Raw genomic sequence first — 14671 nt, forward strand, 5'->3', positions numbered from 1 at the left:
TGACTGAACCACCGCATTCGCGAGCAAGCCCGCTCCCACATTGGTTATGTATTGTCTGTTATTTACGCTGCAGCAAGCCTGGCAACTGCGCCACCAGCTTCTGGTTATTCAGCGGCGCACGGATAAACCCGCGTTGCGTACCATCCGGGCCGATCAGCGCGAGGTTGCCGCTGTGGTCGACGGTGTAGTTCGGCTTGGTCGTGTCGGCAGGAATAAACGGGATGCTCACCGCATTCGAAACCTTCTGCACATCGTCCACATTCGCGCCGGTCAGGCCTTCGAACTGTGGGTCGAAGTAGCCCAGGTACTGCTTGAGCTGAGCCGGCGTGTCGCGATTCGGGTCGACACTGACCAGGATCACCTGCAGCTTATCCACCGCGTCCTTGGGCAGTTCGCTCTTGATCTGGCGAAGCTGGGCGAGGGTGGTGGGGCAGATGTCCGGGCAGAAGGTGTAGCCGAAGAACAGCAGGCTCCACTTGCCTTTCAACTCATTGAGCAGCACCGGCTGGCCATTCTGGTCAGTCATGGTCACCGGCGGCAGCTGCCGACTTTGCGGCAGCAGAATGATGCCGGCGTCGATCAGCGCGGTAGGGTCGCCCTGGCCTTTGCCCGAAAGCACTTTGTTGACGGTCAGGCCCATGATCAACGCGACGATGGCCACCAGGATGAAGACGGTTTTTTGAGTTCGGGTCATAGGTTCAACAGTAAGTAGTGGTCTACGAGCAACGCGATAAACAGCAGGAACAGGTACCAGATAGAGTACTTGAACGTGTTGATCGCCGCGTGCGGCTGGGTGCCACGGTACAGCACCCAGGCCCATTGCAGAAAGCGCCCGCCCAATACCAGCGCGCAGGCCAGGTACAGCAGGCCGCTCATGTGGATCACATAAGGCATCAGGCTCACCGCCAGCAGGGCGAAGGTGTAGAGCAGGATATGCACCTTGGTGTAATGCTCGCCGTGGGTGACCGGTAGCATGGGGATATCGGCCTTGGCGTATTCCTCCTTGCGATGAATGGCCAGGGCCCAGAAGTGCGGCGGCGTCCAGGCGAAGATGATCAGCACCAGCAGCAACGGCTCGGCGCTGACGTGCCCGGTGACCGCCACCCATCCCAGCAACGGCGGCGCGGCACCGGCCAGCCCGCCGATGACGATATTTTGCGGGGTCGCGCGCTTGAGGAAGCCGGTGTAGATCACCGCATAACCGAGCAACGACGCCAGCGTCAGCCAAGCCGCCAGGGGATTGGTAAACGCCAGCAACAGGGCCAAGCCTGATACAGCCAGAAACAATGCAAAGGCCAATGCAGCCACTGGCGATACGCGCCCTTCGGCCATCGGGCGTTTATGCGTGCGTGCCATTACCGCGTCAATCCGCCGATCCACCACATGGTTGACCGCCGCCGCGCCACCAGCACACAGGGCAATCCCAAGGTTGCCAAGCACCAGCACCGTCCACGGCACCCCGGCGCGGGTGGCGAGGAACATGCCGACCAGCGAGGTGATGAGCATCAGCACCACCACTTTCGGCTTGGTCAGCTCCAGGTAATCGCGCCAGATCGCCTGATCGTGACGTGCGCCGATCAAGGTCGCCATGGCATCTCTCCTTTAAGGGTGATGAGGCCCGACACGTGTTTGCGCGGGATAAAACGCCAGCCGAACGGCAACTGGTTGCGCACCCGGACCAGGCTGGTGCGCGCGTGGTAATTGACCAGTACCAGCGTCAGCAGCAAGGCCGCGCCCCCTGCGTTATGGCCGACCGCAACCGCCAGCGGCAGACCGAAATACACGTTGCTCAGGCCCAGGCAGATTTGCGCCGCCAGCGCGATCAACAGCAGGCCTGCGAGCCGCGTCATACCCACCGCGCGCAGTTGCCAGGCCAGGCCCAGCAGCACCAGGCTGACCAGCACCGCGCCGATGCGGTGGGTCAGATGGATGGCGGTACGTGCCTCGCTGTCGAGCTGCCCTCCAAGGTAATTTGGGCCGATGTGCTGGGTCAGGTGAAAGCCGTTGGCGAAGTCCGCCGCCGGCCACCACTCACCATGGCAGGTGGGCAAGTCGACACACGCCACGGCGGCGTAGTTGGAACTGACCCAGCCGCCCAGCGCGATCTGCCCGATCACCAGCACCAACCCCGCCGTCGCCCAATATTGCAGGCGCCTGGGCACGATCAACGCGGGCAGCACGCCGGACAGGCGCAGGGTCAGCAGGAACAGCAGGCTCAGGGTCGCAAAACCACCGAGCAGATGGCCTGTCACCACTTGCGGCCAGAGTTTCAAGGTCACCGTCCACATGCCGAATGCTGCCTGGGCGAATACCACCGCTAATACAAACAGCGGCAATTTCACCGGCTGGCCCGGATCACGGCGATGGCTCCACGAACGCGCCGCCAGCAGCACGATCAGTAAACCCAGGGTGCCGGCGAAGTAGCGATGAGTCATCTCGGCCCAGCCTTTGTCGGCCTCCACCGGCGTATCGGGAAAATGCAGCTCGGCATGCGCCAACTGGGCTTCGCTGTGCGGCACGCTGATAAAGCCGTAGCAGCCCGGCCAATCCGGGCAACCGAGGCCGGCGTGGGTCAGGCGCGTATAGGCGCCGAGCAGCACGACGATCAGCGCCAGCAAGGTGGCAAACAACGCGAGGCGAAATCCAGGTTTGGCCATGACGGTGCCCTTATCCGATGTTCGACAGTTTCAGCAGCAGACGCAGATCGTTGAGCAGGTCCTTGCCCTTGACCTTGGCGTCGTAGCGCAGCACCAGGTTGCCGTGGGGGTCGACGATCCACAGTTGTGCATCGCCGGGCGCGGCGGCGTCCTTGGTGAAGGTCGTCAGGTCCAGTGGGTAGCGCTGCAGTTGCGGGTACTCCGCCTTGAGCTTGGCCTCGTATGCAGCGCTCACCGGCTGTGCGCTGGCCAGGGCATGGCTGGCGCGGGATGCGTCGCGGCCCAGGCTGATTTGCAGCTGGCGCGCCAGGTACACCAGTTGCCGGCAGTCGGCGGTGCAGGCGGTGGGAGCGGTCACCAGCAGTTGCCAGCGGTCCTCGTCGGCCTGCACGCCGATGTCGGCGCGGGTCTGGCCGTTGCCGATCATCTCGCCGTGGTAGCTGCGACTGTCCGGCACCCAGAACTGCAATTTGTACATGAAGGTGGCCAGCACCATCGGGCCGATCACCATCATCAGGATCAGGATCAGCTGCCAGCGGCCTTTGCGGCGGTCGGGCATCTCAGACACGTTGAGTGGATTCATGGCCGCTCCCATGGTGCTTCTCCTTTGTGTTGTGCCATCCGAGGTAGAGGTAAAGCGCCAGCAGCGCCAACGCCATGGCGAACCACTGCACGGCGTAGCCCAGGTGTTTTTCCGGGCCCATGGCGACGATTGGCCAGGTGGTGTCGTACGTGCCGGGGCCGGCTTCGGCGCGCAGCTCGTAGGTAAAACCATTGCGGCCCAGTTCGGCCCAGAGGGCGGCGGGGTGCAGGGCGGTGAGCAAGCGCGGCCATTGCGCGCTGGCCGGGTCGGCGTGCAGCTGGAAGGTTTCGCCGGGGGCTACGTAGACCCAGGCGTCGAGATTCAGGGGTTGTTGCGGGGTGCTGAACGCGGGCGGGGTGCGCCGATCCGGCCAGGGCAGCCAGCCGCGGTTGAGCAGCAACCACTGGCCGCTGGCCTGATCGTGGAAGGGTTGCAGCAGCTCGACACCGGCCTTGCCGTCACGCATGCGGTTGTCGAGTAAAACGCTGTGTTCGGGGTCGAACAGGCCGCGCAGATGCACACGGCGGAATGCCGGGTCGGCCATCTCATTGAGTTGCACACTGCTGATCGGCTCCGCCGCGCGCCGCTCGGCGTAGCTGTCCACCAGCAGCTGTTTTTCATGGCCGCGCGCGAGCTGCCAGAACCCAAGGCCCACCATCAAGGGCAACAACACCAGCACTACCAGGGTGGGCGCGATGCCTGGGCGAAAGCTTTTCATGGCGCTGGCTATACTTGTTTTCATTGCCCGCCCATCCAAAGGGAACCCGACCATGCTCAAAGCAGCCATTGCCCTGATGCTGATCGCGACTGTCGTGAGCCTGTTCAGTGGCTTGTTTTTCCTGGTCAAGGACGGGGGCAGCTCCAACCGCCTCGTCACTGCCTTGACCGTGCGTGTCGTACTCGCCGTGATCACCGTGGGGTTGATCGCCTGGGGCTTTTTCAGCGGCCAACTGGTGTCTCATGCGCCGTGGTAGCGCGCCTCACAGCACATAGACGAAGAAAAACAACCCGATCCACACCACATCTACAAAGTGCCAGTACCAACTGGCCGCCTCGAAGCCGAACTGGTGCTCGGCATCGAAATGCCCACGCAGGATGCGCATCAGCATCACAAACAAAATGATCGTGCCGATGGTCACGTGGGCACCGTGGAAGCCGGTGAGCATGAAGAACGTCGCGCCGTACACGCCCGAGCCGAGGGTCAGGCCCAGCTCTTTATAGGCGTGGATATATTCCTCGGCCTGGAACCCCAGAAACGCCAGGCCCAACAGCACCGTGATCGCCAGCCAGATCTTCAGCGCGCCGCGATGGCCTTTGCGCAGGGCATGGTGGGCGATGGTGATGGTCACGCTGGAACTTACCAACAGGATCGTGTTGACCAGCGGCAGGCCCCACGGGCTGATGGTGCCTTGCGGCGCGGGATAGAGTTTGGGGTCGGGGTTATTCAGCAGCGGCCAGGCAAACTCGAAGTTCGGCCACAGCATATGCGCAATGCCCTTGTGGCCTTCGCCGCCCAACCAGGGGCCGGACATATGCCGCACATAAAACAGCGCGCCGAAGAACGCGATAAAGAACATCACCTCGGAAAAGATGAACCAGCTCATGCCCCAGCGAAACGAGCGGTCCATCTGCGCGCTGTACAAACCGGCGCGGCTTTCCTTGATCACCGCGCCGAACCAGCCAAAGAGCATGTAGGCCACCAGCAGTCCACCGACGAAAAAGATCCACGGGCCGTGGGATTCCGGGCGTGCGGCCTTCAGATCGTTGAACCACACCGCCAAGCCATACACCGTGACCAGCATGCCAATTGTGGCAATTATCGGCCATTTACTCTGCGCTGGTACGTAGTACGTATCATGAGTCGACATGTATTCGCTCTCCTGATTGAGGGGGCAAACAGTAGCTAGCCGCCGCTGCGAGCAGCCACCGGCGGTTGCCGCGCCGTGATATCAAACAGCGTGTACGCCAGGGTCAAATGCTTCACATCCTTGGGCATATCGCGGTCGACGATGAACCGCACCGGCATTTCGATACGCTCACCTGGCTGCAGCACTTGCTGGGTAAAGCAAAAACATTCGGTCTTGTGGAAGTACATCGCCGCTTCGGCCGGAGAAATGCTCGGCACGGCCTGGGCAGTCATCGGCTTGTCAGTCGGGTTATGGGCGATAAACAGCATCTCGGTCACCGCGCCCGGGTTGACCACCACCTCATCGGCCTTGGAATGAAACTCCCAGACCATGTCGATGGCATTGGTGGAGAGGAACTGCACGCGCACCTGGCGCGTGGCGTCCACCACCTGCTCGCCCTCGTACTGTCCGGCGGTCTTGCCGTTGATGCCGAACGCCTTGCACATCACGTCGTAGATCGGCACCAGGGCAAAACCAAAGGCGAACATCGCCAGCACCAGGATCAGCAGGCGGGTGACCAAGCGTTTGAGAGGGATGGAGTCAGCCATGACGATCACCCAAGCGGAATTCGGTCAATGTGGGAGGGAGCTTGCCCCCGATGGCGATGTCGACTGACACACCGCTATCGGGGGCAAGCCCCCTCCCACACTGGAAGTGTTCGCAGCGCACAGATCTGTTCATTTCACCTCCGGCGGCGTGGTGAAGGTGTGGTACGGCGCCGGGGAAGGAATGCTCCACTCCAGGCCTTCGGCGCCATCCCACGGTTTGGCCGGCGCCGGCGGGCCGCCGCGGATGCACTTGATCACGATGAACAGGAAGAAGATCTGCGTGGCGCCAAACATGAACGCGCCAATCGAGGAGACCATGTTGAAGTCGGCGAACTGCAGGTTGTAGTCCGGCACCCGGCGCGGCATGCCGGCGAGCCCCACGAAGTGCATCGGGAAGAACGCCATGTTCATGCCCACAAAAGACAACCAGAAATGCAGCTTGCCCAGGGTTTCGTCGTACATGTGGCCGGTCCATTTCGGCAGCCAGTAGTAGGCCGAGGCGAAAATGCCGAAGATCGCACCAGGCACCAATACGTAGTGGAAGTGCGCCACCACAAAGTAGGTGTCGTGGTATTGGAAGTCCGCCGGGGCAATCGCCAGCATCAGGCCGGAAAAGCCGCCGATGGTGAACAGAATCACGAAGGCCACGGCAAACAGCATCGGCGTCTCAAAGGTCAGCGAGCCTTGCCACATGGTGCTGACCCAGTTGAACACTTTTACCCCGGTCGGCACCGCGATCAGCAGCGTGGCGTACATGAAGAACAGTTCGCCCACCAACGGAATCCCCACCACAAACATGTGGTGAGCCCACACGATGAACGACAGGAACGCGATGCTCGCCGTGGCATACACCATCGAGGTGTAGCCGAACAACGGCTTGCGCGAAAAAGTCGGGATGATCGAGCTGACGGCGCCGAACGCCGGCAGGATCATGATGTACACCTCGGGATGCCCGAAGAACCAGAACACATGCTGGAACAGCACCGGGTCACCGCCGCCGGCTGCGCTGAAGAAGCTGGTGCCGAAGTGAATGTCCATCAGCATCATGGTCACGCAACCGGCCAGCACCGGCATCACCGCGATCAGCAGGAACGCGGTGATCAGCCAGGTCCAGACGAACAGCGGCATCTTCATCAGGGTCATGCCCGGCGCGCGCAGGTTGAGGATGGTGGCGACCACGTTGATCGCGCCCATGATCGAACTGATGCCCATCAAGTGAATGGCAAAGATGAAGAACGTTACGCTTTCCGGCGCGTAAGTGGTGGAGAGCGGGGCGTAGAAGGTCCAGCCGAAATTCGGCCCGCCTCCGGGGCTGAACAGGGTCGATACCAGCAGCAAAAATGCCGCCGGCAGCAGCCAGAAGCTGAAGTTATTCATGCGCGGCAGGGCCATGTCCGGCGCGCCGATCATCAGCGGGATCATCCAGTTGGCCAGCCCGACAAATGCCGGCATCACCGCGCCGAACACCATGATCAGGCCGTGCATGGTGGTCATCTGGTTGAAGAACGCCGGCTCGACGATCTGCAGGCCGGGCTGGAACAGCTCGGCGCGGATCACCATGGCGAACGAGCCGCCCAGCAGGAACATGGTAAAGGCGAACCACAGGTACATCGTGCCGATGTCTTTATGGTTGGTGGTCAGCACCCAGCGCATCAGGCCTTTGGCGGGGCCGTGGGCATGGTCACCGGCGTGGCCATGGTCGTCGATCACAGTGCTCATGGCCGTTCTCCTGCAAGCGATGGAGCGGGGCGGGTCGAGTTAAAAGCGATGAAATCGGTCATTTGCTTTCCGCCTGCTTGATGGCCAACACGTCTTTAGGCGTGACCATGTCGCCTTTGTTGTTGCCCCAGGCGTTGCGTTCGTAGGTCACCACGGCGGCGATATCCACTTCCGAAAGCTGTTTGCCGAATGCCGCCATCGCGGTGCCAGGCTTGCCGTGATAAACGATGCTCAGATGGCCCTCTTTCGGCCCGGTGGCGATCTTGGAGCCCTTGAGCGCCGGGAACATCGGCGGCAGGCCCTGGCCTTCAGCCTGGTGACAGGCCACGCAGGTGGTGTGGTAGACCTTGTCGCCACGCGCCACCAGCTCTTCCAGCGTCCACTCTTTGGAGGTCAGCTCCTTGAGCTTGGCGGCGTCTGCCTTGCGCTCGCCGAGCCAGGTGTCGTAGTCGGCCTTGGACTTGACCTCGACCACAATAGGCATGAAGCCATGGTCTTTGCCGCACAGCTCGGCGCACTGGCCCCGGTAAATGCCGGGCTTCTCGATACGCGTCCAAGCCTCGTTGACGAAGCCGGGGATGGCGTCGCGCTTGACCGCAAACGCCGGCACCCACCAGGAATGGATCACGTCGGCGGCGGTCACTAGAAAACGCACCTTGGCGCCAACCGGCAGCACCAGCGGCTGGTCGACTTCCAACAGATAATGCTCGCCCTTGGTCGCCTGGTTATGGATCTGCTCGGCGGGCGTGGCCAGGTTGCTGAAGAATTCCACGTCCTGGCCCAGGTATTTGTAATGCCACTTCCACTGGTAGCCCGTGACCTGGATATCGATGTCCGATTCACTGCTGTCGTAGATATTGATCAGGGTCTTGGTCGCCGGAATGGCCATTGCGACCAGGATCAGCAAGGGGACTACGGTCCAGAGGATTTCCACGGTGGTGCTCTCGTGGAACTTGGCCGCGACCTGGCCCGTGGACCGGCGGTGAAGGATCATCGACCAGAACATCGCGCCAAACACGACAATGCCGATCACGACACAGATCCAGAAAATCGTCATGTGCAGATCAAACACAGCGTGACTGACTTCAGTCGCCCCTGGCGCCATATTCGTTGTCCAGGCGGCATGTGCCTGGCCGAATACCGACCACAACAGGAGGCCCATCCAAACATGTGGATGTCGCATCATTGCGGGTTCCCCTTATCGTTCTTGTTATCCCGCCGGTTTGCACCTGCGTCGAAGGGAGCGGCTTCCATATTGCTTACAACCGCTTAGCCTTGCCTGCTTATGCAGTCTGGCGTCATCAGCTAATCGCGTACAAATCCGAGTATAGACAGGCTCTGCAACCCCGCAATGTGTAGGGGCAAATGAGTAAAAATGATCGGGCGGCGTCAATAAAACCAGGAGCGGAATCGTTTATCCTTCGAACGTTGGCAATTGGATATAACACCGTTGCATAACCATGAAATAATTATGACAAATGCGTCTTAGGCCCTCATATAAACGAGCTACCTTGTCCATTCCCTTTTCCTACGCCTGCGTCACTGGAGCTTTCATGAACATCGCCGCATTGCGCGAGCAGATTTCCCGTGCCCATCAACACGAAGCCAGCACAGGCCAGCTTGCCCAGCAACTGGAAAAACAATTGCCGCACCTGCATTCGGCCATTTCCCTGGCTGACGGTGATAGCACCCAAGTAATGACCCGCTTCGTCACTGCCTATATCGAGCTGGTGCCCGATCTGCTGGACGCTGCCAATGACGTGGCCCGTGAAGCCGGGATCGAAAGTCAGATCAAGCCGGTGCTGAAGATTGCCGAGCATTTCTTCCTGCAACCGCCGGCAATCCTGGCCGGACATGAAGGGTTGGACGGCTTGCTGGACGAGGCCTACCTGGCCCATCGCCTGGTGGAAGAAGTCAACGACCTGTACATCAAACACTTTGGCCAGCCGCTGATTCCAGCGGATACCACGGTCGCCAACCTGATTGCCCATCAACTGATCGGCGAGGAATTCGCCAACCAACTGGATGAAGCCGTGCATCTGGCGGTGGATGAAATGCTCAACGAAGAAGGCTTTGCGCTGGAATCGGTCGAGGCCTACCGCGAAACGCTCAAGAGCCCGAACACGGAAGCCGCGTGGAAGCGCTGGCCGTGCCTGTCGCGGCAACTCGGGGTTGAGTTGGCGCTGGATCAGCCGGCTTAAATCTCAGAGCCCATAAACACCAAATGTAGGAGGGGGTTGCCCCCTCCCACATTTTTTAACCCCGTGTTTTCAACCGGCAGACGCCGCCGAACCTATCCCGGTAGTCATCCGCACCCGGCCTTCCAACCGCCGTTTCAACCCGCGGGCTTCGATCACCAGCTTCGAGCCCTTGGCGGCATTCGCCCGACCCCATTCCTCCAGCAACTCCAGGCAGGAATGGTCGATGTAACTCAAGTTGCTGAGCGGCACATGCAGGGTTGTGCCAGCAGGCACCGTCGACAGCACCTGGGTCAGCGCCGGCACTTTCAGAAAGGTCGCCGCACCGGTCAGGCGCAACTCCATCTCGCCGTCCTGGGGCAGGTCGATCAGGCTGACCTTGAGCCGCGAGGCCTTGAACGCCAGCTTCACCAACGTCAGCCCGAAGCCCACCAGTACACCGGTCAGCAGATCGGTGAAGATGATCGCCAGTGCCGTCGCGGCGTAGGTGAACATCGGCATCCGGCCATATCGGCCCAACGCCTTGAAGGCCTTGATGTCCACCAGTTTGATCCCGGTGTACACCAGCACACCTGCCAGGCTCGCCACCGGAATGCTTTGCAGCACGCTCGACAGCAACAGCACGAAGCCCAGCAGCCACAGGCCATGGAACATCGCCGACAAGCGCGTGGTAGCGCCGGCCTGCACGTTGGCCGAGCTACGCACGATCACGCCGGTCATCGGCAAGGCGCCGACCAGGCCGCAGAGCATATTGCCTACACCTTGAGCAGACAGCTCCTTGTCAAAATCCGAGCGCTGGCCGCTGTGCATGCGATCGACCGCCGCCGCGGACAGCAGGGTTTCGGCACTGGCGATAAACGCCACCGCGAACGCGGCGATCAACAGCTGCGGATCAGCGAGGTTTAGCAGGTCGCTGGGGCGCAGCCAGTCGATGGCATCCGAGAGATTTTCCGGGACTTCCACACGCTTGACCTGCAACGCCAGCACCAGGCTGGTGACGGTTGCCAGGCCCACGCCGAGCAAGGCTCCGGGTACAAAACGCAATTTTTGCGGGCGGAATTTATCCCAGAGGTACATCACCAGCATCGTCGACAAGCCGAGCAAACCCGCTTGCCAGCCCAGGCCGCCGCCGAGGGTCGGAACCGCCTCGATCACAGCCGCCGGGAAGCCCGCCAGGTTGTCCAGCCCAGAAGGCTTGGGCGCGCCGTCGAGCATCACATGCACCTGCGACAGCACAATCAATACGCCGATCCCCGCCAGCATCCCGTACACCACCGCCGGCGCCGTGACGCGGAACCAGCACCCCAGCCGCAAGCGCCCGGCTACCAGCTGCAGGAAGCCCGCCAGTAACAGGATGGGCCCGAGCATCATCATGCCGTGCTGGCGCACCAGCTCGAACACCAACACCGCCAAACCCGCCGCCGGGCCACTGACCTGTAACGGCGAACCCGCCAACCAACCCACCACCAGGCCACCGATAATCCCGGTGATCAATCCTTTGGCCGGCGGCATGCCGGAGGCGATCGCGATGCCCATGCACAATGGCAGGGCAACCAGAAACACAACCACGGAAGCCAGCAGCTCCCTTGGCAATACAGCTTTTAATTGAGCAGCACGCATGATGACTCTCCCGAGGCATTCGCCGGGCGCGGCAAAGCCTGGCTGCATCCTTGGCAGCCACCGCATTACCCGGCAGGAAAGTGTTTTAGAAGCGCGCTTTAGGCGTCGCGGAAGGAATCGGCCCTTCGCCACCCAACGGTCGGAACGCTGACTCATCCGCATCGTAGGCGCGGATTTCGCTGGTCTCGATGTTGTAGATCCAGCCATGGATAAACAACTGACCGTTAGCCATGCGCGAGGCCACCGATGGGTGGGTGCGCAAATGCTGCAATTGGGCGATGACGTTTTCTTCGGTCAGTACCTTCATGCTCTCGCCTTCATTGGCGCAATCGCAATTATCCTCAACCATGGACTTGGCGACCTCGGCATGTCGTAACCAGGCCCTGACCGTCGGCATCTTCTCCAGGCTGGACGGGTTGAGCACTGCGCGCATGGCGCCGCAATCGGAGTGCCCGCACACGATGATGTGCTGCACGCCCAGGGCGAGTACCGCGTACTCGATGGCCGTGGAAACACCGCCGTTCATTTGGCCGTAGGGCGGCACTACGTTACCGACGTTACGGGTCACGAACAGGTCGCCCGGGGAGCTTTGGGTGATCAGCTCGGGCACGATGCGTGAGTCGGCACAGGTGATGAACATCGCCCGTGGGCTTTGAGCCGTGGCGAGTTTCTTGAACAGTTCTTCCTGCTGGGGGAAGACGTCGTGATGGAAGTGCAAAAAGCCGTCAACAATATGCTTTAGCGCTGCATCGGCGGTTTCCGCCACTTGAGGGGCTGAAGCCGACGCAGCCAACGGCTGTTTATCCTTATCACTCATGATTCATCCTCTTGGTTAATGCAGGGGGGTCAAGCACGTTCGACGCCGGGCAAATGGAATAGTTGTAAATGCCAAAAACCGGGTCGCCGACTCATCGGTCACTGGCTGAATAAAGTAACCGCCGAAACTTAACTCAAACTGAATGAACCGCTCTAGATCGCCGGTTTAGCTGATGTCAATATGCGACCATTCCCACGGTTTTGACAGGCTATTCCTATTCAGTTTACAACAATGCCATCTGCCTGCCCGGCGGGCAAAATGCCGTGCAATCCAGATTGAATCCTTCCCGCCGATTCAAGCCCAGCCGCTTGATCGCCTTGCTGAAGCGCTGCGCCAGCAAATCGGCAAACGGCCCCTCGCCGCGCATGCGTACGCCGAACCGGCTGTCGTACACCTCACCACCGCGTACCTGGCGCACCAGGCTCATCACGTGCGCCGCGCGCTGCGGGTAATGCGCCGCCAGCCACTCCTCAAACAACGGCGCCACCTCCAGCGGCAAGCGCAGCATCATGTAGGCCGCACTCTGCGCGCCGGCGGCGTGGGCTTCGGTGAGCAGGCTTTCCAACTCGCTGTCGTTGATCATCGGGATCATCGGCGAGCACAGCACGCCCACCGGAATGCCCGCCTCGCGCATCACCCGAATCGCCCGCAAGCGCGCCTTGGGCGCCGCCGTGCGCGGCTCCAGGATGCGCTTGAGCTCGTCGTCCAGGCTGGTGAGGCTGATCATCACCGCTACCAGGCGCTGCCGGGCCAGCTCGGTCAGCAGGTCGAGGTCGCGCAGAATCAGCGAGCCCTTGGTGATGATAGTCACCGGGTGCCGGTAACGCAGCAGCACTTCGAGGGTTTGCCGGGTGATCCTGTACTCACGCTCGATGGGCTGGTAAGGGTCGGTATTGGAGCCCAGGTTAATCGGCGCACACACATAACCGGGCTTCGACAGCTGTTGCTCGAGCACGTCGGCGGCATTGGTCTTGGCGATCAGTTTGGTTTCGAAATCGAGCCCCGGTGACATGTCCCAATAGGCATGACTGGGCCGCGCGTAGCAGTAGATACAGCCGTGCTCACAGCCGCGATACGGGTTGATCGAGCGATCGAAGGGCAAATCCGGCGAGTTGTTGCGGGTGATGATCGTCTTGGCCGTTTCTATACGCACTTCCGTGCCCTGGGTCGGCGGCACTTCCTGGAACCAGCCGTCGTCCTCGGCCACGCTGACGGTGGGCGCAAAGCGGTTGTGCAGGTTGGTGCCGGTGCCGCGCCCGCGAGGTGGAAGGGAAGCGTTCATGGGGCATACCTCATAACTGTATCGATATACAGTATTTCAGTTCGCCATTTTCTGCCACCGCCGCTCGGCGGGAAGACCTCAGAGCTAGACAAGACTCACGCACTTTTTATAAATCACAAGAAACAAATCGGCAAACTTATGCGATGGATTAACTTTAGATGCGTGATTATGATTCCGGCTCAATTAACCATTATCGCAAAAGGATTTCTATGTCTCAGGATGAACTACGGTTGTCATGCGAAGATTTCGAAAATGATAACAATGCGGAAATTTTACTCGAGCGGTTTACCGACGGTAATCTTTCATACGCCATGTATGCCTCTTCCTCCAATAAGGACGGGCACTACGATAACACCTCGTCTCCTACAGACCTGGACAATGACGGGGATTTTGACACCGACGACAAGGCACTTTTCCTAACCATGGCCAACGCGTTCGCAAAAATATGCGCAGCAAAAAATCAAACTAAGCAATCTTAACGACCAACAATGCCCCAACCTCTATCTGCAAATAGACATAGGTCGGGGCATCAATATTTAAAGTGCGTAATTTAAACTTTCATTGTCACAATTTTATTTTTTAGCCTCACGCAGATGGGCCACTTGAGCAGCACTTACTGTTGCGCCTTTATTACCCCAGCTACCACGTACGAAACTCACCACATCCGCCACTTCCTGATCCGACAGACGCCAAGCGAAGGCCGGCATGGTGAACGTCGACGGCGCTGCGTGGGTGGCCGGCAGCGTACCGCCGTTCAACACAATGTTGATCAACGACGTGGCATCCGCCGTCTGCAATACCGGGTTGCCCGCCAGCGCCGGGAACACGCGTGTATAACCATGGCCGTCGGTACGGTGGCAGGCCGCGCAGTTGTCGATGTACACCGACGCGCCCGGCTTGCTGTCGTCGCCTTTCCACAATGCTTGGGCGACCTGCTTGTCGTACTGGTGCGGCTGGTCCTTGGGGTCGACCGCCGGCAGACTCTTGAGGTAGCGGGCGATAGCGGCCAGGTCGTCCTGCGACATGTACTGCATGCTGTGCACGATCACATCGCTCATGCCGCCAAACACCGCGCTGCGATCACTGCGACCGGTCTTGAGGAATTGCACCAGTTGTTCCTCGCTCCAACTGCCGAGGCCGTCCTTGTGGTCACCGCGCAGGCTTTTTGCGATCCAGCCTTCCAGCGGCGCGCTGCCGGACAGGAACGCAGTGCCGTCAGTCGCGCTCAGGGCTTTTTCCTGCATGGTCAGGGCACGTGGCGTATGGCACGCGCCACAGTGGCCGAGGCCCTCAACCAGGTAGGCGCCACGGCTGATCGCCGGGTCGGCGGCGGCTTGCAC

16 protein-coding genes are annotated in these 14671 nt (G+C 60.6%); 3 read left to right on the forward strand and 13 right to left on the reverse strand.

The genetic code is table 11. The features are described 5' to 3' along the window. Nucleotides 1-58: 58 nt before the first annotated feature. From WBR57_RS20665 to WBR57_RS20685, 5 genes are read right to left on the reverse strand one after another with little or no spacing between them, the layout of a single operon-like run. Entirely contained in the window at nt 59-694 is a 636-nt protein-coding gene (locus tag WBR57_RS20665; RefSeq protein WP_424086117.1) for an SCO family protein, read from the reverse strand. Beyond that, nucleotides 691-1590: a heme o synthase gene (gene cyoE, locus WBR57_RS20670; protein ID WP_424086119.1), complete on the reverse strand. Its 900-nt coding sequence runs from the start codon at nt 1588-1590 to the stop codon at nt 691-693. The genes WBR57_RS20665 and cyoE overlap by 4 nt, the downstream gene beginning before the upstream one ends. Continuing rightward, the gene (locus tag WBR57_RS20675) at nt 1578-2657 is read right to left on the reverse strand and encodes a COX15/CtaA family protein (protein ID WP_424086121.1); all 1080 of its coding nucleotides are present in this window, start codon (nt 2655-2657) and stop codon (nt 1578-1580) included. The genes cyoE and WBR57_RS20675 overlap by 13 nt, the downstream gene beginning before the upstream one ends. A 10-nt stretch (nt 2658-2667) precedes the next feature. Beyond that, entirely contained in the window at nt 2668-3252 is a 585-nt protein-coding gene (locus tag WBR57_RS20680; RefSeq protein ID WP_424086123.1) for a hypothetical protein, read from the reverse strand. Then, complete coding sequence (locus WBR57_RS20685; RefSeq protein WP_424086124.1) at nt 3218-3982, reverse strand: SURF1 family protein; 765 nt, start codon at nt 3980-3982, stop codon at nt 3218-3220. The genes WBR57_RS20680 and WBR57_RS20685 overlap by 35 nt, the downstream gene beginning before the upstream one ends. A gap of 28 nt (nt 3983-4010) precedes the next feature. Between WBR57_RS20685 and WBR57_RS20690 the strand changes: the two genes are divergently transcribed. Next, nucleotides 4011-4214 carry a twin transmembrane helix small protein gene (locus WBR57_RS20690; protein ID WP_424086126.1) on the forward strand — a complete coding sequence of 68 codons (204 nt, stop codon included), beginning with the start codon at nt 4011-4013 and terminating at the stop codon, nt 4212-4214. 6 nt (nt 4215-4220) lie between these two features. Here the strand turns inward: WBR57_RS20690 and WBR57_RS20695 are convergent, their stop codons facing one another. The 4 genes from WBR57_RS20695 to coxB all read right to left on the reverse strand — a co-directional run bounded on the left by WBR57_RS20695 (nt 4221) and on the right by coxB (nt 8600). Next, the gene (locus WBR57_RS20695) at nt 4221-5108 is read right to left on the reverse strand and encodes a cytochrome c oxidase subunit 3 (RefSeq protein ID WP_424086128.1); all 888 of its coding nucleotides are present in this window, start codon (nt 5106-5108) and stop codon (nt 4221-4223) included. A 35-nt stretch (nt 5109-5143) separates the two neighbouring features. Further along, nucleotides 5144-5695, reverse strand: coding sequence for a cytochrome c oxidase assembly protein (locus WBR57_RS20700; RefSeq protein ID WP_424086130.1), 552 nt, complete (start codon nt 5693-5695; stop codon nt 5144-5146). Between the two features lie 129 nt (nt 5696-5824). Further along, nucleotides 5825-7414, reverse strand: coding sequence for a cytochrome c oxidase subunit I (ctaD, locus tag WBR57_RS20705; protein ID WP_122541266.1), 1590 nt, complete (start codon nt 7412-7414; stop codon nt 5825-5827). A gap of 58 nt (nt 7415-7472) precedes the next feature. Then, complete coding sequence (coxB, locus tag WBR57_RS20710) at nt 7473-8600, reverse strand: cytochrome c oxidase subunit II (RefSeq protein WP_424086133.1); 1128 nt, start codon at nt 8598-8600, stop codon at nt 7473-7475. 367 nt (nt 8601-8967) lie between these two features. On the opposite strand from coxB, the gene WBR57_RS20715 reads away from it, so the two are divergent. Further along, nucleotides 8968-9615 (forward strand): hypothetical protein, encoded by a 648-nt coding sequence (locus WBR57_RS20715; RefSeq protein ID WP_424086135.1) that lies wholly within the window; start codon nt 8968-8970, stop codon nt 9613-9615. 69 nt (nt 9616-9684) lie between these two features. Here WBR57_RS20715 and WBR57_RS20720 read toward each other — a convergent pair whose 3' ends face one another. From WBR57_RS20720 to WBR57_RS20730, 3 genes are all read right to left on the reverse strand, one after another. Continuing rightward, complete coding sequence (locus WBR57_RS20720) at nt 9685-11232, reverse strand: SulP family inorganic anion transporter (protein ID WP_424086137.1); 1548 nt, start codon at nt 11230-11232, stop codon at nt 9685-9687. Between the two features lie 85 nt (nt 11233-11317). Further along, nucleotides 11318-12049: a carbonic anhydrase gene (locus WBR57_RS20725; RefSeq protein ID WP_424086140.1), complete on the reverse strand. Its 732-nt coding sequence runs from the start codon at nt 12047-12049 to the stop codon at nt 11318-11320. Between the two features lie 223 nt (nt 12050-12272). Continuing rightward, entirely contained in the window at nt 12273-13331 is a 1059-nt protein-coding gene (locus WBR57_RS20730; RefSeq protein WP_424086142.1) for a PA0069 family radical SAM protein, read from the reverse strand. Between the two features lie 158 nt (nt 13332-13489). Between WBR57_RS20730 and WBR57_RS20735 the strand changes: the two genes are divergently transcribed. Further along, nucleotides 13490-13810: a hypothetical protein gene (locus WBR57_RS20735; RefSeq protein WP_424086144.1), complete on the forward strand. Its 321-nt coding sequence runs from the start codon at nt 13490-13492 to the stop codon at nt 13808-13810. 93 nt (nt 13811-13903) lie between these two features. Here WBR57_RS20735 and WBR57_RS20740 read toward each other — a convergent pair. Continuing rightward, nucleotides 13904-14671, reverse strand: a 768-nt coding sequence (locus WBR57_RS20740) for a c-type cytochrome (RefSeq protein WP_424086146.1), incomplete at its 5' end; no start/stop codon positions are given.

The organism is Pseudomonas sp., assembly GCF_049590575.1.
Classification (GTDB): Bacteria; Pseudomonadota; Gammaproteobacteria; order Pseudomonadales; family Pseudomonadaceae; genus Aquipseudomonas.